This is a genomic window from Streptomyces capillispiralis (assembly GCF_007829875.1).
GTDB lineage: Bacteria > Actinomycetota > Actinomycetes > Streptomycetales > Streptomycetaceae > Streptomyces > Streptomyces capillispiralis.
Map to the genome: position 1 here is coordinate 3,961,356 of NZ_VIWV01000001.1, position 22,171 is coordinate 3,983,526.

The window sequence follows — 22,171 nt, forward strand, 5'->3', positions numbered from 1 at the left end:
AGGGTGGGCAGTGTGGCTCGACACGACCGGCTGTACCCGGAGCCGACGGGCGAGGTGCGCATGAGTCTGTCCCTGCGCTTCGCCGCCGGATCGCACAAGGGGATGATCCGGGAGGGCAACGAGGACTCCGGTTACGCCGGTCCACGCCTGCTCGCCATCGCCGACGGCATGGGCGGCGCCGCCGCCGGCGAGGTCGCCTCCTCCGAGGCGATCTCCACCATCGTCGCGCTCGACGACGACGTCCCCGGCTCCGACCTGCTCACCTCGCTCGGCACCGCCGTCCAGCGGGCCAACGACCAGCTGCGCATGATGGTCGAGGAGGACCCCCAGCTCGAAGGCATGGGCACCACCCTGACCGCGCTGCTGTGGACCGGCCAGCGGCTCGGCATGGTGCACGTCGGCGACTCCCGCGCCTACCTCCTGCGCGACGGCGTCCTCACCCAGATCACCCAGGACCACACCTGGGTGCAGCGCCTGGTCGACGAGGGCCGGATCACCGAGGAGGAGGCGACCACCCATCCGCAGCGGTCCCTGCTCATGCGGGCCCTCGGCAGCGGCGAACACGTCGAGCCCGACCTGTCCATCCGCGAGGTGCGGGCCGGCGACCGGTACCTGATCTGCTCCGACGGCCTGTCCGGCGTGGTCTCCCACCAGACCCTCGAGGACGCCCTGGCCAGCTACCAGGGCCCCGAGGAGACGGTGCAGAACCTGATCGAGCTGGCCCTGCGCGGGGGCGGCCCCGACAACATCACCGTGATCGTCGCCGACGTCCTGGACCTCGACACCGGTGACACCCTCGCCGGGCAGCTGTCCGACACCCCGGTCGTGGTCGGCGCCGTCGCCGAGAACCAGAACCAGCTCCACGACAACGGCATCATGCAGACCCCGGCCGGCCGCGCCTCCGGCCTCGGCCGCCGGCGTCAGCAGGGCGGCGGCGAGTTCGGCCCGCCCGGCAGCGGCGACGTCACCGGCTTCATCCCCACCGACGGCTTCGGCTACGCCGACGACGACTTCGTCAAGCCCGGCAAGGACCGCAGGTGGCTCAAGAGGTCCGTCTACAGCCTGCTGGCGCTCGCCGTCATCGGCGGCGGCATGTACGGCGGCTGGCGCTGGACCCAGACGCAGTACTACGTCGGCACCAAGGACGGGCACGTCGCGCTGTACCGGGGCATCAACCAGGACCTGGCCTGGGTCTCGCTGTCGAAGGTCGAGAAGGACCACCCCGAGATCGAACTCAAGTACCTCCCGCCGTACCAGCGCAAGCTGGTCGAGGCGACCATCGTCGAAGGCGATCTGTACGGCGCCCGGGAGAAGATCGAGGAACTGTCGGTGCAGGCCTCCGCGTGCCAGAAGCAGGCCGAGCGGCGCGCCGCCGAGAGCGAGAAGAACGCGAAGACCGGTGAGGGCGAGGCCGGAGGCACCACGGGAACCACGCCCGCCTCCTTCACGTCCAAGGCCTCGCCGTCGCCGAACCCGTCGGGCTCGCCGAAGGCCCCGGAGCAGTCCACGCCCCCGTCCACGACCGCACCCACTCCCAGCCCCGGCCCCAGCCTCTCGGAGGAGGAGCAGAAGGTCGTCTCGCTGTGCGGTAAGCAGTAGGCAAGCCGTGAGAGGCCCTGTCACACGATGAGCAGTACTACCAACCCGTCGACGCAGCACACGTCCACGATCGGCGCCATCGGCGCGCCCAGCCGCCGCAACACCGAGCTCGCGCTCCTGGTGTTCGCCGTCGTCATCCCGGTCTTCGCCTACGCCAACGTGGGCCTGGCCCTCAACGACCAGGTGCCCGCCGGGCTGCTCAGCTACGGTGTCGGTCTCGGCCTGATGGCGGGCGTGGGCCACCTGGCCGTACGGAGGTTCGCCCCGTACGCGGATCCCCTGATGCTGCCCATCGCGACGCTGCTGAACGGCATCGGACTGGTCGCCATCTGGCGCCTGGACCAGTCGGAGCGCCTCCAGGCGAGCCGGACGTTCGTCGAGGCGGCACCACGCCAGCTGATGTACTCGGCACTCGGCGTCGCCCTGTTCGTGGCCGTGCTGTTCTTCCTCAAGGACCACCGCGTCCTGCAGCGCTACACCTACATCTCCATGGCCGGCGCGCTGGTGCTGCTGCTCCTGCCGCTGGTCCCGGGCCTCGGCCACAACGTCTTCGGCGCCAGGATCTGGATCAAGATCCCCGGTCTCGGAACTCTTCAGCCGGGTGAGTTCGCCAAGATCGTCCTCGCGGTCTTCTTCGCGGGCTACCTGATGGTCAAACGCGACGCCCTGGCCCTCGCCAGCCGCCGCTTCATGGGGCTCTACCTGCCCCGCGGCCGTGACCTCGGTCCGATCATCGTCGTCTGGATCATCTCCATCCTGATCCTGGTCTTCGAGACCGACCTCGGTACCTCGCTGCTGTTCTTCGGCATGTTCGTGATCATGCTGTACGTCGCCACCGAGCGGACCAGCTGGATCGTGTTCGGCCTGCTGATGTCCGGGGCCGGCGCCGTCGGCGTGGCAAGCTTCGAGCCGCACATCCAGACGCGTGTGCAGGCCTGGCTCGACCCGATGCGCGAGTTCGAGCTCAGCCGCGCCGGGGTCCAGGACGGCATCGTCCACTCCGAGCAGGCCATGCAGGCCCTGTGGGCCTTCGGCTCCGGCGGAACCCTCGGCACCGGCTGGGGCCAGGGCAACTCGGACCTCATCGGCTTCGCCTCCAACTCCGACTTCATCCTCGCCACCTTCGGCGAGGAGATCGGCCTGGCCGGCGTCATGGCGCTGATCCTGCTCTACGCGCTGATCGTGGAGCGTGGCGTGCGCACCGCTCTCGCCGCCCGTGACCCGTTCGGCAAGCTGCTCGCCATCGGCCTGTCCGGCGCCTTCGCGCTCCAGGTCTTCGTCGTCGCCGGCGGCGTCATGGGCCTGATCCCGCTGACCGGTATGACGATGCCCTTCCTGGCGTACGGAGGTTCCTCCGTCATCGCCAACTGGGCGCTGATCGGCATCCTGCTCAGAATCAGCGACACCGCACGCCGCCCGGCGCCCGCACCCGCCGCCAACCCCGACGCCGAGATGACCCAGGTGGTCCGCCCGTGAACAAGCCCCTGCGCCGGGTCGCGATCTTCTGCGGCCTGCTCATGCTCGCTCTGCTAGTCCGCAACAACTGGATCCAGTACGTTCAGGCCGACAAGCTGCGGACCGACGAGAAGAACCGCCGTGTCGCCATCGAGCGGTACTCCTCACCGCGCGGCGACATCATCGTCGACGGCGAGCCCATCACCGGGCACAAGGCCACCAAGGGCGACTTCGCGTACAAGCGCACCTACAAGGACGGCGCCATGTGGGCGCCCGTCACCGGCTACGTCTCCCAGGCCTTCGGCGCCAACCAGCTGGAGTCCATCGAGGACGGCATCCTCACCGGCAACGACGACCGCCTGTTCTTCCGCAACACGCTCGACATGCTGACGGGCAAGAACAAGGAGGGCGGCAACGTCGTCACCACCCTCAACGGCGCCGCCCAGAAGGCCGCCTACGAGGGCCTGAAGAAGCAGGGCGGCAAGGGCTCGGTCGTCGCCCTGGAACCGTCCACCGGCAAGATCCTCGCGCTGGCCTCCTTCCCGTCGTACGACCCGTCCACGATCGCCGGCAACAGCCTCGACACGGACACCAAGGCCTGGCAGGCGCTTCAGAAGAAGAACAACCCGGACGACCCGATGCTCAACCGGGCGCTGCGCGAGGTCTACCCGCCCGGCTCGACCTTCAAGGTCGTCACCGCGGCCGCCGCGCTGGAGCACGGGCTGGTCGAGGACGCGGACCAGAAGACCGACACCCCGCTGCCGTGGGTCATGACGGGCACCAGGACCGAACTGAAGAACGACGGCAACCTGCCCTGCAAGGACGCCACCCTGCGCGAGGCGCTGCGGGTGTCCTGCAACACCGTCTTCGGCAAGGCCGGCGCCGACCTCGGCAACGAGAAGATGCTGGAGACGGCCAAGAAGTTCGGCTTCACCGAGGAGCAGTTCACCCCGGTCCGCGCCAGCGCCTCCGTGTTCTCCGAGAACATGGAGCCTTCGCAGGTCGCCCTCTCCTCCATCGGCCAGTTCAACACCGCCGCCACCCCCCTGCAGATGGCCATGGTCTCCGCCGCCGTCGCCAACAACGGCACGCTGATGAAGCCGTACATGGTCGACGAACTCCAGTCCCCCGGCCTCGACACCATCGAGAAGACGGACCCGGAGGAGCTGAGCGAGCCGATGTCGGCGAAGAACGCGCAGATCCTCCAGTCGATGATGGAGACCGTCGTCAACGACGGCACCGGCTCCAACGCGCAGATCCCCGGTGTCACGGTCGGCGGCAAGACGGGCACGGCCCAGCACGGTGAGAACAACAGCAAGAACCCTTACGCGTGGTTCATCTCCTACGCCAAGAGCGACGACGGCAGCTCGCCCGTGGCGGTCGCGGTCGTGATCGAGGACGAGGACGCCGTGCGGGGTGACATCTCCGGCGGCGGCCTCGCCGCACCGATCGCCAAGAACGTGATGGAGGCGGTCATCAAGAGCAAGCAGTGACCCCGCTCACGTCTGCTTCACAACGGTGCACGTTGCGGTACCGGTCCGGTATCGGCTGACGTACTTGGCCAGGTCACACAAAGCGAGCCGGGTACGGTAGGCCCGGACGGCAGCCTCCGGCGGCACACGTGTGCCGCCCGGGACCGACGGAGAGGGCTGGTAGGTAGCTATGGAAGAGCCGCGTCGCCTCGGCGGCCGGTACGAACTGGGCCAGGTGCTCGGTCGCGGTGGCATGGCGGAGGTCTACCTCGCGCATGACAGCCGGCTCGGCCGCACCGTGGCGGTGAAGACGCTGCGCGCGGATCTGGCGCGCGACCCGTCCTTCCAGGCCCGTTTCCGCCGGGAGGCCCAGTCGGCCGCCTCGCTCAACCATCCCGCGATCGTGGCGGTCTACGACACGGGCGAGGACTACATCGACGGGGTCTCCATCCCGTACATCGTCATGGAGTACGTCGACGGTTCCACGCTCCGTGAGCTCCTGCACAGCGGCCGCAAGCTGCTGCCGGAGCGGACGCTGGAGATGACCATCGGCATCCTCCAGGCCCTGGAGTACTCGCACCGGGCCGGCATCGTCCACCGCGACATCAAGCCCGCCAACGTCATGCTGACGCGCAACGGCCAGGTCAAGGTCATGGACTTCGGCATCGCCCGCGCGATGGGCGACTCCGGCATGACGATGACCCAGACCGCGGCCGTCATCGGCACCGCGCAGTACCTCTCGCCGGAGCAGGCCAAGGGCGAGCAGGTCGACGCGCGGTCCGACCTGTACTCCACCGGCTGCCTGCTGTACGAGCTGCTGACCGTCCGTCCGCCCTTCGTGGGCGACTCCCCGGTCGCGGTCGCCTACCAGCACGTACGGGAGGAGCCGCAGCCGCCGAGCGTCTTCGACCCCGAGATCACGCCCGATATGGACGCGATCGTGCTGAAGGCGCTGGTCAAGGACCCCGACTACCGGTACCAGTCGGCCGACGAGATGCGCGCCGACATCGAGGCCTGCCTCGACGGCCAGCCGGTCGCGGCGACCGCCGCCCTGGGCGCGGTCGGCTACGGCGGCTACCCCGACGACCAGCCGACGACCGCACTGCGCTCGGACGCCGGCGCGGGGGCGGCGACCTCGATGCTGCCGCCCATGAACCCGGACGACGGCGGCTACGGCTACGACGACCGCCAGGGCCGGCGGCGCCAGCCGAAGAAGAACAACGCCTCGACGATATTGCTGGTCGTGGCAGGTGTCCTCGTCCTGATCGGCGCGATCCTGATCGGCCGCTGGGTCATGAGCGACAGCGGTGGCGTGGGCAATGACACCGTCCCGGCCCCGAACTTCATCGGCGAGACCAGAGCGGACGCCGAAAAACTCGCCGTCAACGGCAATGTGAAGCTCAGCTTCGAGGAGAAGCCCTGCGAGAACCAGAGCAAGGGCAAGATCTGCGACCAGGACCCCGCCGCGGGCACCACGGTCCAGAAGGACGACACCATCAACCTGGTGGTCTCCACCGGTGCGCCCAAGGTGGCGGTGCCCAGTGTCGTCGGCGACAGCCTCGAGGAGGCCAAGGCCGAGCTGGAGGGCGACAAGTACGAGTTCGTCGTCGAGGTCGAGGAGAAGGTGGACGCCCAGGAACCGGGCACCGTCCTCGAGCAGGACCCGGGGCTCGGCGAAGAGGTGGAGAAGGGCACCACCATCACCCTCACCGTCGCCAAGGAAGAGGCCAAGTCCACGGTCCCGGACGTCATCGGCAAGACCTGTGACGAGGCCACGGCCCAGATGACGGCCAATGACCTCACCGGCAGCTGCACCGAGGAGGAGACGGACGACCCGAACCAGGTCGGCAAGGTCATCCGCACCACCCCGGCGGCCAACACCCAGGTCGACAAGAACTCGCAGGTGCAGATCGTCGTCGGCAAGGCCAAGGCGAACGAGCAGGTCGCTGTCCCGAACATCAACGGCCAGACCCTCAAGGACGCCCAGCGGATGCTCCAGGAGGCCGGGCTCGCGGTGGGCAACATCACCGGCTCGCAGGACCCCAACTCCCGCGTCCTCGCCTCCAACCCCGGCCAGGGCACCCAGGTCGACAAGGGAACGGCGGTCACCCTGATCACCGCGGACCAGGGCGGCGGCAACGGCAACGGCGGAGGTGACGGCGGCATCTTCGGCGGCCTCACCGGCGGTGACGACGACTGACCCGCGGCACCCCGCACGACAGGAGCCCCGGCACCCTCTGGGAGAGGATGCCGGGGCTCCTTGCTTCGCGGGCCGCCCCGCCCGGGGTCAGCGCAGTTCCGCCGGCGGGGTCCGCTCGCTGTCGACCTTCTCCGTGCGGACCAGCTCGCCCCAGACGATGTAGCGGTACTTGCTCGTGTAGACGGGCGTACAGGTGGTCAGCGTGATGTAGTGGCCGGCCTTCTTCTTGCCGGACTCCTTCGGGATCTTCCCGAGGACGTCGACGTTGTACTTCGAGGTCTCGGGAAGGATCGCGTACGTCTTGTAGACGTACCACTTGTCCTTCGTCTCGAAGACGATCGGGTCGCCTTCCTTGATCTTGTGGATGCCGTGGAACTTCGCGCCGTGACCGTCCCGGTGGGCCGCGAGGGAGAAGTTGCCCTCCTTGCCGGACGTCGGCAGGGCCGACTTCACGGGGTCGGTGTAGTAGCCGGCGACACCGTCGTTGAGGACCTTCATCGACGTGCCCTTCTCGACGAGGATCTCGTCGCCGCTCATCGCGGGCACGTGCAGGAAGCCGATGCCGTTCTTGCTGTCGAAGGAGACCGGGCCCTTTCCTTCGGTCTCCTGCGCCCAGTTGTCCCGGACCTTGTCGGCCTGCTTGTCCGCCGCGCGGTCCGCGACGACGTTCGTCCACCACAGCGAGTAGGCGACGAACAGGCCGAGCACCACGCCCGCGGTGATGAGGAGTTCCCCGAAGAAGCTGACCACCATCGCGACCGGCCCCAGACGGCGGCGCGCCGCGGGCGGTGGGGACGCGGGCGTGTCGGTGTGTTCTGCGGTCGCTGCCACGTTTCCTCTGCCCTTAACTGACGAGCGCATCCGGCTTGCCCTTGCTGCGCGGCCGTTCCTCGTCCATCTTGCCCCAGACGATCATGCGGTACTTGCTGGTGAACTCCGGCGTGCAGGTGGTCAGCGTGATGTAACGGCCCGGGCCGGTGAAACCCGATCCCTGGGGGACCGGCTCCAGCACGCTGATGTTGCTCGGCGAGGTGACCGGCAGGATCGACGCCATCTTGTAGACGTAGTAGGTGTCCTGCGTCTCCACGACGATCGGGTCTCCCGGCGCCAGCCGGTTGATGTAGCGGAAGGGCTCGCCGTGCGTGTTGCGGTGGCCCGCGAGCCCGAAGTTGCCGGTCTTCGCGTCCGGCATCGCCGTCTTCAGCGCACCCTCCGCGTAGTGGCCCACCATGCCGCGGTCGAGCACCCGCTTGCTGTCGATGCCCTCCGCGATCGGCACCACCACGTCCAGCTTGGGGATGTGCAGCAGCGCGAAGCCCTGACCCGGCTCGAAGGCCCCCGGCCTGCGCTCGCCGCTCGCCCAGTCGTCCTGGAGGTCGCTGACCTCCTTGCCGGCCTGCGCGTGGGCCCGCACGTTCGTCCACCACAGCTGGTAGGTGACGAACAGCAGCATCAGCACGCCGGTGGTGATGAACACCTCGCCGATCGCCCGGCTCGCGAGGACCGCGGGGCTCGCCTTGCGGGCCCGTGCCTGCCGACGCGCCTCGACACGGGACAGCGGCGCCCGTGACGCCCCTCCAGACGCCTCTGAGGCCCCCTCGCGGCCCTCGGGCACCCCGGGCCCCCCGTCGGCCTTGCGAGAGCCTCCACGGCGCCCGTGACGCTTCTTGGCGGCCTTCCGGCGGGCCGCCCGGCCACCGGGCGCCGCCGCGGCAGACGGCGCGGCGGCCTCACGCGCCCCGCGCTCCGGCGGCTCGGGGATGCGCAGCGCCACGGTCTCCTCGTCGACCGGCGGCAGATACGCGGTGCTGTCGGCGGCGCCCGTGTAGGGATCGGGGGCGGGCGCCGCGCCGTCGTACCAGCCGTCCCCCAACGCACCCGGCTCCCCGTACGGCGGCCCGCCGTACGAGGTGCCCTGGTCACCGGCGCCGCCGTAGGCGTCCGCGCCGGACTCGCGCTCGGGGCGCAACGCGGTCACGCCGTGGCCCTGCCCACCACCGGGGCGAGCCCCGCCGACCTCGCCACCGCGCCCGCGTCGCCGCACTCCACCAGCCAGTTGGCCAGCATCCGGTGCCCGTGTTCGGTCAGTACCGACTCGGGATGGAACTGCACGCCCTCGACCGGGAGTTCACGGTGCCTCAGGCCCATCACGATGCCGTCCGGCGTCCTGGCCGTGACCTCCAGCTCCGCCGGTACCGTGGCCGGCTCGGCGGCCAGCGAGTGGTAGCGGGTCGCCGTGAACGGTGAGGGCAGGCCCGCGAAGACGCCCTTGCCCCCGTGTTCCACCGGCGAGGTCTTGCCGTGCAGCAGCTCGGGGGCACGGTCCACGACACCGCCGTACGCCACCTGCATCGACTGCATGCCGAGGCAGACGCCGAAGACCGGCACGCCGGTCGACGCGCAGTGCCGCACCATGTCCACGCAGACCCCGGCCTCCTCCGGAGTGCCCGGGCCCGGGGAGAGGAGCACCCCGTCGAAACCGTCCTGGGCGTGTGCCGTCGAGACCTCGTCGTTGCGCAGGACCTCGCACTCGGCGCCCAGCTGGTACAGGTACTGGACCAGGTTGAAGACGAAGCTGTCGTAGTTGTCGACGACGAGAATGCGCGCGCTCACTGGTTGTCCACCGTCACATCGTTGAAGGGCAGCAGCGGCTCGGCCCACGGGAAGACGTACTGGAAGAGGACGTAGACCACGGCGATGATCAGTACGAGTGAGATGAGTGCCCGCACCCATCCGTTACCCGGCAGATGCCGCCAGATCCAGCTGTACATGCCGTCCCTTCCGTCGTACCACGGCACCAGACCCACGCCGTACGCCACCAGACTAACGGCGCAACGCCTCCGGTTTCCCGGCCTCCACAGGCTCCGTGGGGCCGGACGGGACCGGTCTTGGGCACCCACTGGTACGTGGCCGCGGGCCGATCGCCTCGATGTCCGGCGTTGTTCCACGTGAAACATGACCGCGGGCGGCATGAGAGCGCGGTGCGGCGGCTAATCCTTGGGCTGGGCGTAGTGCAGGTCAACGGTTCCCGAGTAGCCGGGCAGCGTCACCGGCCCGTTGTCCTCGACCTTCCAGCCGAGCCCGTAGACGTTGACGTAGACCATGTAGTTCTGGATCGCCGGCGAAGCGCTGAGCGCCTTCTTCAGCTTCTCCGGATCACCGACCGCCGTGATCTTGTACGGCGGTGAGTAGACCCGGCCCTGGAGGATCAGGGTGTTGCCGACGCAGCGCACGGCGCTGGTGGAGATCAGCCGCTGGTCCATGACCTTGATGCCCTCGGCTCCGCCCTGCCACATGGCGTTCACCACGGCCTGGAGGTCCTGCTGGTGGATGACCAGATAGTCGGGCTGGGGCTCGGGGTAGCCGGGGAGCTTGGCGGTGGCGTCCGGCGGGGCGTCGTTGAGGGTGACCGTGATCGCCTCGCCCTTGAGCTTCTGGGTGCCCGCGCGTTTCTCCAGCTCGGCGAGTTTGTCGTCCTCGGCCTTGGTGCTGCCGTCGTCGCGCTCGGCGAGGGCCTCTATGTCCTTGCGCAACACGCCGTTGGACTCGTCGAGCTCGCCGTTCTTCCGGCTGCGCTCGTGGATCAGGTCGGAGAGCTTCAGCAGCGAGTCGTCCGTGCGGATGTTGGTGCCCTTGGCCGTGTCGAAGCTGGTGAAGAAGATGAGTCCCGCGAGGGCGAAGACGCCCGCGGTGAGGATCCGCACGGGCCGGAAACGGCGTCGGCGGCCGGGACTGGATTCCCTCCCGGGGAAGTCGGCAGAATTGCTCAACGTACCCTTATCTCCTTCGGCGCCGCGGAAGCACTACGCTAACGGACGCCCGGGGGAGCGCTCAGAGTCCCCTTGTACGCTGCCCCGAGCCCGACCCAGTTCCCTGCGCGGCCACGCAGCGCATCGACAGGAGAGACCCTCGTGCCGAAGTCACGTATCCGCAAGAAGGCCGACTACTCGCCGCCGCCGGCCAAGCAGGCGACGGCCCTGAAGCTGACCAACCGCGCCTGGGTCGCACCGGTGATGCTCGCCCTGTTCCTCATCGGCCTGGCCTGGATCGTCGTCTTCTACGTCACCGACGGCTCGCTGCCGATCGATGCTCTCGGCAACTGGAACATCGTGGTGGGCTTCGGGTTCATCGCCGCCGGCTTCGGCGTCTCGACGCAGTGGAAGTAGCGACCTCCGCACAGTGAGCACCGCCCTGCCCAGAGCTGCCGTCAGCTCTGGGCAGGGTTATCCCCTGAGTTATCCACAGCCGTTGTCCACATGTGGACAGGCAGCTCGATCTGTGGATAACCCTTCAGAGGTTGACGCTGGTGTGACAGAAACACCGGCAACCGAATTCCTGTTCGCCAATGGCCTGACCTGCGGAAACAGCGGTCGACGGCCGCGCGGACGGATGTTCCCGCACCGTGTGCACAAGATCCGCCACCGTCTGTGGACAAACACCGGTGCTCAGGTGAGCTGGGCCGTCCTCAGCAGGGTCATCAGGACGACCAAGACCAGCACCAGCGCACAGGTGCCGTACTGCACCAGCGCCCGCCGCTCACGCGGGGCATGGACCATGGCGTACCCGATCACGACACCGGCGACGAGCCCACCGATGTGGGCCTGCCAGGCGATGTTGCTCCAGCCGAAGGTGAAGATCAGGTTGATCACCAGCAGGGCGATGATCGGCCGCATGTCGTAGCGGAGCCGCCGCATCAGTACGGCGGTCGCGCCGAACAGCCCGAAGATGGCGCCGGACGCGCCGAGCGAGGCCGTGGTCCCCGAGGCGAGCAGATAGGTCAGCCCGCTGCCCGCCAGGCCCGAGATCAGGTACAGCGCGAGATAGCGGGCACGGCCGAGCGCCTGTTCCAGCGGTCCGCCGAGCCACCACAGGCTGAGCATGTTGAAGCCGATGTGCCAGATCTCCTCGTGCGCGAACATCGAGGTGACCAGGCGGTACCACTCGCCCCCGGCCACGCCCTCGGTCGGCAGGAACGGCGCCGGCGGCCACTCGCCGATGAGGTAGAGGTCGCGCAGCAGCGAGGGCCTGATCTGCACGGCGATGAACACCGCGACATTGATCCCCAGGAGGACCTTGGTCAGCAGCCGGGGGTCGGCGGCGACGGTGCCGCCGGCGATCGTGCGCGGCATGGCGGCGTCGGGCGCGTGCCCCGTGCCCGAACCTCCGCGGACGCAGTCCGGGCACTGGAAACCGACCGAGGCGTCGACCATGCACTCGGGGCAGATCGGCCGCTCGCACCGGGTGCAGCGAATGCCGGTCTCACGATCCGGGTGGCGATAGCAGACCGGGACGCTCCGGGCGTCCTGCGGGCTGCCGGCAGCCTGGTCGTCCATGGGATCCCCTAGGTCGTGTGGAAAAGCCCCGCCCCGCCCATCCTTACGGATGAGCGGGGCGATTGGTTCCCTTCGGGGTGCTCTCGCGCTCCGGGGACGAGGGCTCAGCCCTCGCGGATCTCGACCGACTCGATCACCACGTCGTTCACCGGACGGTCGGTGCGCGGGTTGGTCTGCGTGGCCGCGATGCTGTCGATCACCTTCTGGCTGGCGGGGTCGGCGACCTCACCGAAGATGGTGTGCTTGCGGTTCAGCCACGCCGTCGGGGCGACGGTGATGAAGAACTGCGAGCCGTTGGTGCCCGGGCCGGCGTTGGCCATCGCCAGCAGGTAGGGCTTGTCGAAGCGCAGGTCGGGGTGGAACTCGTCCTCGAACTGGTAGCCGGGACCGCCGGTGCCGTTGCCCAGCGGGTCACCGCCCTGGATCATGAAGCCACTGATCACCCGGTGGAAGACCGTGCCGTCGTAGAGCTTGTCCGTGGACTTCTTGCCGGTCTGCGGGTGCGTCCACTCCCGCTCGCCCTTGGCGAGCTCGACGAAGTTCTTGACCGTGATGGGCGCGTGGTTCGGGAAGAGCCGGACCTCGATGTCGCCGTGATTGGTCTTCAGGGTGGCGTTGAGCTGCTCAGCCACGATGTGCCTTCCGTTGTCTTTCCGTGACTCCCTGATCCTCGCACGGACGGGGCGCTCAGTCGCCCGGCGCCCGTTGACTGGGGGGCAACCGGGCCCTTCCTGTTGCGGAAAACGGGCCGATCGCACCCGGGGCGGGGGCGTATGGCGGCGATCCGTGGCATTGTCGACGACAAGCTCCTGTTGTCCGTGGTTCATCCGCTATTGCACCTGATGCCACGATCGATCAACTTCATCGGCACCCGTATGCCCGTCCGCGCATGCCCCGTGGCGACGCGACAGGCATGATCCGTAAAAGGGTGGAAAGTCGAAATACCGTACGCCACCGAGGAGGAGGAACCGTGACCCGCATTGACAGCGTGCGCGCCGCGACCGGTTCGGCGAAGGACAGCGTGCTGCACGCCGCGGAAGTGGTGGCGCCCTACGCCGACACGGCCAAGATCAGGGCCGCGCACTACGCACAGGAGGCCCGCGTACGGCTGGCGCCCAAGGTGACGCAGGCCGCCGGCCAGGCCCGCCTCCAGTACGGCGCCCACGTACAGCCCTATCTGAACCAGGCCCGGACGCATGTGCCGTCCAAGGTCGACAAGGCCGCCCAGCAGGCCGCCGTCCGCACCCGTCAGGCCGCGCGGCAGGCGGCGGACTACTCCCGGCCGAAGATCGAGCAGGCCGTGGCCGCCGCCGGGCCCGCGACGGAAGAGGCCGCAGCGCGCAGTGCGGCCGCGCTGGCAGCGCTGCGCGGCCAGGTCTCGGCCCGGCAGATCCAGAAGCTGGTGCGCAAGCAGCAGCGTCGGGCGAGGGCCGGCCGTGCCGCGAAGGTGGTCCTGCTGGTGGGCGCCGTGGCCGGAGGCGCCTTCGCCGCCTGGAAGTGGTGGGACAAGCAGGCCAACCCGGACTGGCTGGTGGAGCCGCCCGCGGCGACCGACGCCTCGGGTGCGACCCAGCTGACGTCCGTGGACGGCACCGACCGGTCCACGCTCGACCCCGAGGTCGAGGCCAAGGAGGCCGAGGAGGATGCCTCCCGGCGCGACGAATCGCCCTGACACGCAGTAGCGCCAACGGCGCGGTGGGGCAGAAGACGTGAGCGTCTTCTGCCCCACCGCGCCGTTTCACGTGAAACAGAACGGGTGCGGAGCCCAGGGGAGCCGCCCCCGGCCGCTGAGGCGCCTGCCTGGCCGGTGCATCCGTCAGTCCTCGGCCGCGCGCTTCCCCACCTCACGTGGGCGCAGCAAGACAGCTGCCATGAAGGCGGTGACGATGAGGCCACCCGCTGCGATCACCGCTACGGCCGTGAAGCCGCGGTCGTACGCCTGTCGGGCGGCGTGCAGCACGGCGTCCGCGGTGTGGGACGGCAGGTGTGCCACGAGGTCCTCCGCTGCGGCGAACGACTCCTCGGCGGTGGCGTGTTCGTCCGGTCCGAGGCCCGGTACCGCGGGCAGGCCGGTGCGGTAGACGGCGGACAGAACGGTGCCGAGGACGGCGACGCCGAGGCCCGCGCCGAGTTCGAAGGACGTCTCCTGGATGGCGGCCGCCTCTCCGGAGCGCTCGGGCTGTGCGGCACTCATGATGGCGTCAGCACCCAGGGTCATCACGATGCCGGCACCGTATCCCGCGCCGAGCAGGGGCAACAGGAGCATGCCGTAGTGGGCGGTGTCGCCGACGACGGCGACGGCCGCGAAAGCGGCGGCGAAGAGGGAGAGAGCTCCGGTGAGAGCCCAGCGGTCGCCCCACCGGTTCGCCGCCCAGGGCGCTGTGATCGCACCGATGGCGTTGGCGGCGGCCAGGGGCATCAAGGAGAGTCCGGCGTCCAGCGGCGAGTAATCGCCCACCTGTTGCAGCCATTGGGTGAAGAAGAAGAGCAGGGCGACATAGCTGCCGAAGCAGCCGATGACGCACAGGGCGGCGGTGCTGAAGCGGCGTTCGCCGAAGAGGGAGAAGTCCAGCAGCGGCTCCGCCAGGCTCCGCTGACGGCGTATGAAGGCGTACAGCAGTGCGGTCCCGCCAACGGCCGTGCCGAGGACGGCGGTGTTCACCCCCGCGTGTTCACCGGCCTGCTTGAGCGCGTACACCACGCCTGCCAGGCCGGCGACGGACAGCACCACGCCGACGAGGTCCCAACGGCGCGGGACGGGGTTCCTCGACTCCGGGATGACGCGGGCGCCGACGGCCAGGATGACGACGATCACGGGGACGTTGACCAGGAAGACGGCGCCCCAGCCCCACCTCTCGGTGACCAGCCCGCCGACGAGCGGCCCGATCGTCGCTCCCACGCTGTGCGCGGAGGTCCACACCCCGATGGCGAGGGCCCGCTCGCGGTCGTCCGTGAATACGACCCTGATGATCGCCACGGTAGAGGCCATGATCATCGCCGCGCCCGCGCCGAGTGCCGCGCGCGCGGCGACGAGTTGCACGGTCGACGTCGAAAAGGCGCACGCCGCCGAGGCGAGGGCGAAGGTGAAGAAGCCGCTCAGCACCATGCGGCGCCGGCCGATGCGGTCCCCCAGCGTGCCGCAGGTCACGAGCAGCGCGGCGAGCGCCAGCGAGTACACATCGACGATCCAGAGCAACTGCGCGGCGCTGGGCCGGAGGTCCCGGCTCATGCTCGGTACGGCGACATGCAGCACAGTGAGGTCGATACCGCACAGCAACAGGCTGCCCGACACCACGGCCAGGACCAGCCACCGCTGCCCCGGCGAGTTCTCAGATGGTTTACCCGGTGCCTTCCTTGTTGCGCGCTCCGGTACCGACGCTTCCCCGTTCACCACGATCTCAGTTTCAGTACGTACCGACACCGGCTACAAGTACGGTCTTTTTCGTCCCCTAGTACCACTCCGTATACCCATGGAGGTCAGCTGTGCGTTCCAGCGTCGAAGACGCGCCGGACTACTGTGCGATCGAGTTCGCCATGGAAGTTCTCGGGGGCCGTTGGAAACTGGCCATTCTGAAGCAACTGGCCTCAGGAACACACCGCTTCGGTGAACTGAAGCGCGCGATGCCGGCCATCACCCAGCGCATGCTGACCCGTCAGCTGAGGGAACTGGAGGCCGACGGCCTGGTGACGCGGACCGTGTACCGGGAGGTTCCGCCGCGGGTCGAGTACACGCTGACTGACGTGGGGCACAGCCTGGACTCCATCACGGAACAGTTGGACACATGGGGCCGTTGGTACCGCGAGACGGTGCGCCGTGAGGACCCGCCCGGCCCTCGCCCGGCTGCGTGAGCAGGGGGCCACGTCACAGCGTCGTACGCATCTCGTCGTACGCGAGGCGGGCCGCGTGGCCGCGGACCGGCTCGGCGGGTCTACCGATGTTCACGTCGAGCAGCGCGGACCAGTGACCGTCCGGGAAGAATGCGCCGACGGGCCCAAGCAGCAGGAACCTGCACGGCACCGACCGATCGTCGCCATGGCGTCGTGGCCGTCGCCGCAGTCGGCGGTATCGGTCCTTGGGGCAGCTTCCTCTCGGCGGGCGCAGGGGCCACCAAGGGTCCCGCAACACCGACTGTCCATGCTGACCGGTCGGTGCACACGCTCACCGTCACCGACCCGGGTCCGGGGTTTCCGCGCACCGTGCAGACCGCGCGGTTCCACCGGTGACGCCGGTCATCGCCCGTCCGTAGGAGCCCAGGGGATCACCGGGAGAGCACGGAGGGATCGATGATCGTCTACACCCCGTGAAGATCAGGACCTCCGCCGCCCGCCGCTTCCCTCGTGGTGCGCCCACGTACGCACGACAACGCCCCCTGAACCACGTTTCCGCAGATCAGAGGGCGTTCACCGGTGGAGCCTAGGGGAGTCGAACCCCTGACATCTGCCATGCAAAGACAGCGCTCTACCAACTGAGCTAAGGCCCCGGAGGAAAGCATCCACCTGGGAGAACGACATCCTGGTGGGCGCCCGAGACCAGAGTACCGGGTCCCCCCGGGGATTCCGCAAAAAGATTGGGGGTCCCCGTGACCGACCACTCTCCGTAAGATGCTCGGCGTGGTTCGCTACAGCGAACCGCGGTTCATGGGGAAGCGATGGGGAGACGCAATGGACGCCGCACAGCAGGAAGCCACCGCCAGGGCGCGGGAACTGCAGCGGAATTGGTATGGGGAGCCACTGGGGGCGCTCTTCCGTAAGCTCATAGACGACCTGGGTCTCAACCAGGCGCGTCTCGCGGGGGTACTGGGACTGTCCGCACCGATGCTGTCCCAGCTGATGAGCGGCCAGCGGGCGAAGATCGGCAATCCCGCGGTGGTCCAGCGGGTGCAGCTGCTGCAGGACCTGGCGGGGCAGGTCGCGGACGGCAGTGTCAGCGCGGCCGAGGCGACCGAGCGCATGGAGGAGATCAAGAAGTCCCAGGGGGGATCGGTGCTGAGCAACACCACGCAGACGACGAGCAGTTCGGGAGCGCCCACGGTCAAGCGGGTGGTCCGCGAGATCCAGTCCCTGCTGCGCTCCGTCGCCGCCGCCGGCGACATCATCGAGGCGGCCGACACCCTCGCCCCCACCCACCCCGAACTGGCAGAGTTCCTCCGGGTCTACGGCGCCGGGCGTACCTCCGACGCGGTCACGCATTACCAGTCCCACCAGAGCTGATCCCTTACCGCGCGGCCGGATGGGGGTTCGGCCGCACGGGACGCGTGGACGACGGGCGACGCGTCGGCGGACCGGGGAGACGGGGGATTCAGGGGAACGGGGGAGTCGTGGCGCGCGTCGAGGGGGAGTCACAGGGGGACACCGCAGGGGGAGGAGCGACGCACAGCCATGGGTGAGGTCTTCGCCGGCCGGTACGAACTGGTCGACCCGATCGGACGCGGCGGCGTCGGCGCCGTCTGGCGCGCCTGGGACCACCGCCGCCGCCGTTACGTGGCCGCCAAGGTCCTGCTGCAGAGCGACGCCCACTCCCTGCTCCGCTTCGTCCGCGAGCAGGCCCTGCGGATCGATCACCCCCATGTCCTCGCCCCATCCAGCTGGGCCGCCGACGACGACAAGGTCCTGTTCACCATGGACCTGGTCACCGGCGGTTCGCTGGTCCACCTGGTCGGTGACTACGGCCCCCTGCCACCGGCCTTCGTCTGCACCCTGCTCGACCAGCTGCTGGCGGGGCTCGCCGCGGTGCACGCGGAAGACGTCGTGCACCGCGACATCAAACCCGCCAACGTGCTCCTGGAAGCCACCGGCACCGGCAGGCCGCGGCTGCGGCTGTCCGACTTCGGCATCGCGATGCGGATGGGCGAACCCCGGCTGACCGAGACCAACCTCGTGGTGGGCACGCCCGGTTATCTCGCGCCGGAGCAGATGATGGGCTCCGAACCCGACTTCCCCGCCGACCTGTTCGCCGTGGGCCTGGTGGCGCTGTATCTGCTGGAGGGCGCCAAACCGGACGCCAAGGCCCTCATCCAGTACTTCGCCGACCACGGGACACCGCGCGCGCCCCAGGGCATCCCCGAGCCGCTGTGGCAGGTCGTGGCCACGCTGCTCCAGCCGGATCCGCAGGCGCGGTTCCGCACGGCGACGGGGGCGCGCAAGGCGCTCGCCGCGGCCACGGAGCTGCTGGCGCCGCCCGGCCCCGACGACGAACTGATCGAGATCTTCGACCAACTGGGCCCGCTCCCCCCGGGCTTCGCCGAGGACGGTCCGCTGAAGAGGGCCTCCGGTGTACGGCCGGGCGGGGCCGGTACGGCCACGGGGGGACACCATCCGGGGGACGAGCGGGACTCCCTGCCGGGCACCGGCCGGACGGACAGCCGGGGAGCGGGCCCGGTGTCCGGACCGGCCGGGAGGGACGACGCCGTCTCCGTGCCCGCCCGGGGCATGGGTCCCGCGCACGCCTTCGACGACATGAGCGGGGGCCGGGTCGGCGACGGGAGCGGGGGCGTCGCACCGCCCGATCCGCGTCAGAGCACCGCCTCCTCACCGCAGCCGGCCGGCATGTCGGACACCGGCAGCTTCCATCTGCCGCCGCCCCAGGCCACGATCACCTCTTCGCCGGTGCCCGCGCCACCGGCCCCCGCGCACGCCCCTCCGGCACCGGAGCAGGGCCCGCCGGTCCAGCACCAGCCGCACGGCGACGCCCTCTACCCCTCCCCCCACGACCCCACTCATCCGCCGCGCTCCCCCCTGCCGCGCCCGGCAGCGCTTCACGACGCCTCGACTGCCGAATACACCGCCGGTGCCCCGCATCTTCCGCCTCCGGGCGGGGCGGTGCCGCATCATGGGCCCACCCGCCGGCCCCACCGCCGACGCGGCCGCCGCCGCCCCGGCCCTCCGGCGAGCGTGGTCGTCCCCCTGCTGCTCCTGGCCCTGGCCTGTTACGCCGTGGGCTTCTGGGCCCTCACCCGCATCTGAATCCCCCGCCGCCCCCGGGACGCCCGGCCTCCGGGGCCCCCTGCGGAGCCCTCCCGCCTCCCCTTACGGAAGGCTGCCCCGCCGACGCGCGACCAGCGTCCACGCGCCGAGCCCCACCAGCAGCGCGCTCCCCATCCCGATGCCGCCCACCGCGAGCGCCCTGAACGCGGTGTCGTCGCCCGCGGCCGCGCCCTCGGACGCCGCCCGGCGGTCCTCCCCCGTGACCGAGAAGACGCCCGACGGCACGGACTCCCCCGCGTACCCGGGCCCGTCCTGCGCCGTCCCGCTCAGCCCCACCCGCAGGGTCAGCGGCACGGGTCCGTCACCGAAGTCGTCCGCCACCCCCGCCGAAAGGTGCGCGACGAGGTAGTAGGAACCGGCGAACCGCATCGCCCCGACCTGGCGGCTGACGGCGTGCCGATTGACGTACGCGACCGGCGGCAGGGGAGCGAGGCTCTCCGCCTTCTGGGTGCCGTCGTAGCCGAGGCCCGCGTCCGCGACGGGACCGCGGGCGGGGTTGTAGAGGTCCAGGTCCAGCGCGGCGGCGACGTAACCGCTGCCGCCCGAGCCGGAGCCGCCCAGTTCGGCCGTGGCGTGGAGCTGCCGCCCCCAGTCGACGGGAACCTTGTAGAAGAGTGTCTGCCCGGGGCGGATGTCGTCCCGCCAGACGCCGTGGCCGACGGGGGTGGCCCGGGCGAAGCCCGCTCCGCCGGGGCGGCGTTCGGGCTGCCCCGCGACGGGGCGGGGCGGGGCCGAGTTCCACTCCCGCGGGGCGGTCGTCGCAGTGGCCCTTTCGAGCGGCGGCTCCGTCATCGCGGTGAGTTCCATCTCCCAGGGGTCGGGTGAGGAACCCTTGCCGTCCGGGTCGACGCGTTCGACGGCCACGTAGTACGCGCCGGCCTCCTGGCAGAGGGACCTCCTGGGGGAGATCTCCCGCATGGCCCACGCGGCGACCGGATGCGGGCTGCCGGCGGCACCGAAGCTCGCCGTGTCCACGTCGCAGGCGCGGCCCTCGCCGTCCTCCACGGTCACCTTGACGCCGTCGATGACGGAGGCGGTGCGGCCGGCGGGGGGCACGGCGGTGGCGGAGGCGTAGATGTTGGTGGTGGCGTCGAGTTCCAGGCGGTAGTAGACCTTGCCCCGGGCCGGAAGGGTGCTCCGGTAGGTCCGGCCGGGCACCAGTTCCTCGGCGTCCGCGGCGCTCACCGTCCCCTCGACGCTCCCCGCGTCCTCGGCGAAGGCATACGTTCCGGGGACCACGGGCGCCGAACGAAGGGTCCCGGCAGCCTCGCCGGGCCCGGCGGCACCCGCGGCACCGGCAAGGGCGGCGCGGTTCGCTGCTGCCCCGGCGGGCTCACCGGCGGCCTCCCCGGCGAACGCGCCCGGCGGTACGCCCAGCCCCAGCACCGCCACGGACGCGAGCACCACCACGGCCACCCGTGCGGCCCCCGTGACCCCGGTGGTGCCCCCAGCCCTCGCGCGCCACCGCGCCGTACACCGCCGTGCCCTCACGCGCCACCCCTCGTCTTCGCCCGGACGTCGCACCGTCGCTCATCCTGCCCCGCGGACAAGGTCCCCGGGCAAGGTCCCGCACACACAAAACCCCGACCGCGAGGGCGGCCGGGGTCTGTTCAGCGTCGGTTGTCGGTACTCACGAACCCGTGGGCACGGAGTCAGTCGCCTCCGTCCACAGATCCTGCTCGGCGCGATCCGCCTGGATCTGGCGGTACACGAGGAGCCCGCCGATGGCGGCCAGTGCGACCAGGAGAAGCTTCTTCACCGCGCGACCTCGTCTTTCCTTGACGTTGGGGACCTCTGCCGCCCGACTATACACACCGGTCGATACCGGTCGGTGACCTGTGTCGGCGCCTCCAACTGCCCTCCGGTACCGCGCAGTAGACGCCGGGTACGGCGATCCGATCGGAGGGTGATCACACCTCCACGGACGGTGACTTTGCACCCTCACCTCCCGCCTTCTCCCCTTTTCCACCCTCTTGCGGCCATTCGAGTGGTGTTCATCTGAACATCCACGCGCCACGGGCGCGGATCCACCACTTCGAGGTCCACATACACATCATGAGGAAAGTACGCAAATCGCCCGACCCGAAAGAGAGGGACCATGGCCCGGAACAAGGTCATGAAGCTGTGGACCGCCGTCGTCACCGCCTTCCTCGCGCTGTGCACGGCGCTCGGACTCATCACCACGGCCGCCACCACCGCCTCCGCCGCCGTACCGCAGACCGAGCCGGCCCGCAACAGCGAGAGCCGCCCGAGCGTGGCGGAACAGGCCCCTCTCCTCTGGGCCCTCCTCAGTGCCCTGCCTCCCACGATGAAACAGCGCATCCACGCCGAGGCCCACGGCACGTCCCCCAGCTGCCGGCACCGACTGCTCCCGGATCCGGCGCCCGAACCGGGCACCGAGAACTGCTCCGACAGCGCCACGACCCCGACGGAGTCCCAGCCCGCCGACGCCCCGCAGCGGAATTGACCAGAGGCCGAAGCCCCCGCCTCGTGCCGTACCGGCTCCCTTGAGTCCTGGCGAACTTGCGTACAGCCCCACGCGGCACGCGCAGGCCCGGCCCGCTCGCACCAGAGCGGCCGGGCCTTCCCTATGCCCGAAACCTGCTCGGCGCGGCAGGTTCCCTTCCCTGTGGCGCCCATCCCTCGTCACTCTCTCCCAGGCGCCCGCCCGGTCCGGGCCCTCGTGGCTGCTGTAGTTTTCCGCTGCGGGGCGATCGAGTGGCCGGGAGAGACATGGCAGCGCTGGGGTTCTTCTTCGTCTCCCTGCCGTGCCTCGCCATCGTCGGCTTCACCTGCTTCGCGGCGTTCAGGGCCCAAAAGCACAAGGTCTTCAAGGTGCTGGCCCATCTGTGCCTGGCTTTCGGCCTCGTCTGCGCCCTGGTCCCCGTCGGGCTCGTGATCTGGCTGTCGTCCTACCTGTAGACGAACCCGTGGACGACAAGGCGCGCGTCCAGGCACCGGAACAACCGCCACGAAACGGCGAAGACCCCCAGCCGAATCCGGCTGGGGGTCTTTTCGCTGGTGGGGCTAACAGGATTTGAACCTGTGGCCTCATCCTTATCAGGGATGCGCTCTAACCAACTGAGCTATAGCCCCGCCGCGCTCTGCGGTGTGTGTCCCGCGCGCTG

Annotated in this window: 22 protein-coding genes and 2 tRNA genes; 11 read left to right on the forward strand and 13 right to left on the reverse strand. The window is 69.8% G+C overall.

The window, feature by feature from the left end; translation table 11 throughout:
- Positions 1-60 precede the first annotated feature (60 nt).
- The 4 genes from FHX78_RS16915 (at position 61) to pknB (ending at position 6,726) form a co-directional block, all read left to right on the forward strand.
- Entirely contained in the window at positions 61-1,599 is a 1,539-nt protein-coding gene (locus FHX78_RS16915) for a Stp1/IreP family PP2C-type Ser/Thr phosphatase (protein ID WP_145872027.1), read from the forward strand.
- A 27-nt stretch (positions 1,600-1,626) separates the two neighbouring features.
- Positions 1,627-3,075 (forward strand): FtsW/RodA/SpoVE family cell cycle protein, encoded by a 1,449-nt coding sequence (locus FHX78_RS16920; RefSeq protein ID WP_145868289.1) that lies wholly within the window; start codon positions 1,627-1,629, stop codon positions 3,073-3,075.
- Positions 3,072-4,547 carry a peptidoglycan D,D-transpeptidase FtsI family protein gene (locus FHX78_RS16925; RefSeq protein WP_145868290.1) on the forward strand — a complete coding sequence of 492 codons (1,476 nt, stop codon included), beginning with the start codon at positions 3,072-3,074 and terminating at the stop codon, positions 4,545-4,547. The genes FHX78_RS16920 and FHX78_RS16925 overlap by 4 nt, the downstream gene beginning before the upstream one ends.
- Positions 4,548-4,716: 169 nt before the next feature.
- A complete protein-coding gene (gene pknB, locus FHX78_RS16935) occupies positions 4,717-6,726 on the forward strand; it encodes a Stk1 family PASTA domain-containing Ser/Thr kinase (RefSeq protein WP_145868291.1) in 2,010 nt (669 codons plus the stop codon).
- A gap of 87 nt (positions 6,727-6,813) precedes the next feature.
- Here pknB and FHX78_RS16940 read toward each other — a convergent pair whose 3' ends face one another.
- From FHX78_RS16940 to FHX78_RS16960, 5 genes are all read right to left on the reverse strand, one after another.
- Positions 6,814-7,557: a class E sortase gene (locus tag FHX78_RS16940; protein ID WP_229923912.1), complete on the reverse strand. Its 744-nt coding sequence runs from the start codon at positions 7,555-7,557 to the stop codon at positions 6,814-6,816.
- Positions 7,558-7,570: 13 nt separating this feature from the next.
- Positions 7,571-8,704, reverse strand: a complete 1,134-nt coding sequence (locus FHX78_RS16945) for a class E sortase (protein WP_145868293.1) — start codon at positions 8,702-8,704, stop codon at positions 7,571-7,573.
- Complete coding sequence (locus tag FHX78_RS16950; RefSeq protein WP_145868294.1) at positions 8,701-9,339, reverse strand: aminodeoxychorismate/anthranilate synthase component II; 639 nt, start codon at positions 9,337-9,339, stop codon at positions 8,701-8,703. The genes FHX78_RS16945 and FHX78_RS16950 overlap by 4 nt, the downstream gene beginning before the upstream one ends.
- Positions 9,336-9,497, reverse strand: a complete 162-nt coding sequence (locus tag FHX78_RS16955) for a hypothetical protein (RefSeq protein WP_176726179.1) — start codon at positions 9,495-9,497, stop codon at positions 9,336-9,338. Before FHX78_RS16955 ends, FHX78_RS16950 begins: the two co-directional genes overlap by 4 nt.
- 219 nt (positions 9,498-9,716) lie before the next feature.
- Positions 9,717-10,496: a DUF881 domain-containing protein gene (locus FHX78_RS16960; protein ID WP_145868295.1), complete on the reverse strand. Its 780-nt coding sequence runs from the start codon at positions 10,494-10,496 to the stop codon at positions 9,717-9,719.
- A gap of 141 nt (positions 10,497-10,637) precedes the next feature.
- Here FHX78_RS16960 and crgA point away from each other — a divergent pair, with 141 nt between their 5' ends.
- Positions 10,638-10,892, forward strand: coding sequence for a cell division protein CrgA (crgA, locus tag FHX78_RS16965; RefSeq protein ID WP_145868296.1), 255 nt, complete (start codon positions 10,638-10,640; stop codon positions 10,890-10,892).
- A 279-nt stretch (positions 10,893-11,171) separates the two neighbouring features.
- On the opposite strand, the gene FHX78_RS16970 is transcribed toward crgA, so the two are convergent.
- Positions 11,172-12,059, reverse strand: coding sequence for a rhomboid family intramembrane serine protease (locus tag FHX78_RS16970; RefSeq protein ID WP_145868297.1), 888 nt, complete (start codon positions 12,057-12,059; stop codon positions 11,172-11,174).
- A gap of 104 nt (positions 12,060-12,163) precedes the next feature.
- Complete coding sequence (locus FHX78_RS16975; RefSeq protein ID WP_145868298.1) at positions 12,164-12,691, reverse strand: peptidylprolyl isomerase; 528 nt, start codon at positions 12,689-12,691, stop codon at positions 12,164-12,166.
- A gap of 338 nt (positions 12,692-13,029) precedes the next feature.
- On the opposite strand from FHX78_RS16975, the gene FHX78_RS16980 reads away from it, so the two are divergent.
- On the forward strand, positions 13,030-13,731 hold the full coding sequence (locus tag FHX78_RS16980) for a DUF5324 family protein (RefSeq protein ID WP_145868299.1): 702 nt from the start codon (positions 13,030-13,032) through the stop codon (positions 13,729-13,731).
- 144 nt (positions 13,732-13,875) lie between these two features.
- Here the strand turns inward: FHX78_RS16980 and FHX78_RS16985 are convergent, their stop codons facing one another.
- Complete coding sequence (locus FHX78_RS16985; RefSeq protein ID WP_308439672.1) at positions 13,876-15,480, reverse strand: MFS transporter; 1,605 nt, start codon at positions 15,478-15,480, stop codon at positions 13,876-13,878.
- A 62-nt stretch (positions 15,481-15,542) separates the two neighbouring features.
- Between FHX78_RS16985 and FHX78_RS16990 the strand changes: the two genes are divergently transcribed.
- Entirely contained in the window at positions 15,543-15,908 is a 366-nt protein-coding gene (locus FHX78_RS16990; RefSeq protein WP_229923913.1) for a winged helix-turn-helix transcriptional regulator, read from the forward strand.
- 13 nt (positions 15,909-15,921) lie between these two features.
- Here FHX78_RS16990 and FHX78_RS36800 read toward each other — a convergent pair whose 3' ends face one another.
- Both FHX78_RS36800 and FHX78_RS16995 read right to left on the reverse strand, forming a co-directional pair.
- Positions 15,922-16,077 carry a hypothetical protein gene (locus FHX78_RS36800; protein ID WP_167531780.1) on the reverse strand — a complete coding sequence of 52 codons (156 nt, stop codon included), beginning with the start codon at positions 16,075-16,077 and terminating at the stop codon, positions 15,922-15,924.
- A gap of 390 nt (positions 16,078-16,467) precedes the next feature.
- Positions 16,468-16,540 (reverse strand) — tRNA-Ala (locus FHX78_RS16995).
- 181 nt (positions 16,541-16,721) lie between these two features.
- Between FHX78_RS16995 and FHX78_RS17000 the strand changes: the two genes are divergently transcribed.
- Positions 16,722-17,270 carry a helix-turn-helix domain-containing protein gene (locus FHX78_RS17000; RefSeq protein WP_145868300.1) on the forward strand — a complete coding sequence of 183 codons (549 nt, stop codon included), beginning with the start codon at positions 16,722-16,724 and terminating at the stop codon, positions 17,268-17,270.
- 168 nt (positions 17,271-17,438) lie between these two features.
- Positions 17,439-19,022, forward strand: a complete 1,584-nt coding sequence (locus FHX78_RS17005) for a serine/threonine-protein kinase (RefSeq protein WP_145868301.1) — start codon at positions 17,439-17,441, stop codon at positions 19,020-19,022.
- 63 nt (positions 19,023-19,085) lie between these two features.
- Here the strand turns inward: FHX78_RS17005 and FHX78_RS17010 are convergent, their stop codons facing one another.
- Together FHX78_RS17010 and FHX78_RS17015 are read right to left on the reverse strand one after the other, a co-directional pair.
- Positions 19,086-20,534, reverse strand: coding sequence for a hypothetical protein (locus FHX78_RS17010; RefSeq protein ID WP_145868302.1), 1,449 nt, complete (start codon positions 20,532-20,534; stop codon positions 19,086-19,088).
- Positions 20,535-20,673: 139 nt separating this feature from the next.
- Entirely contained in the window at positions 20,674-20,802 is a 129-nt protein-coding gene (locus FHX78_RS17015) for a DLW-39 family protein (protein WP_003999697.1), read from the reverse strand.
- Between the two features lie 339 nt (positions 20,803-21,141).
- Between FHX78_RS17015 and FHX78_RS17020 the strand changes: the two genes are divergently transcribed.
- Together FHX78_RS17020 and FHX78_RS17025 are read left to right on the forward strand one after the other, a co-directional pair.
- Positions 21,142-21,510: a DUF6344 domain-containing protein gene (locus FHX78_RS17020; protein WP_145868304.1), complete on the forward strand. Its 369-nt coding sequence runs from the start codon at positions 21,142-21,144 to the stop codon at positions 21,508-21,510.
- Between the two features lie 266 nt (positions 21,511-21,776).
- Positions 21,777-21,965, forward strand: coding sequence for a hypothetical protein (locus tag FHX78_RS17025; protein ID WP_145868305.1), 189 nt, complete (start codon positions 21,777-21,779; stop codon positions 21,963-21,965).
- Between the two features lie 97 nt (positions 21,966-22,062).
- Here FHX78_RS17025 and FHX78_RS17030 read toward each other — a convergent pair.
- Positions 22,063-22,139: transfer RNA gene (locus FHX78_RS17030), tRNA-Ile, on the reverse strand.
- Positions 22,140-22,171 lie beyond the last annotated feature (32 nt).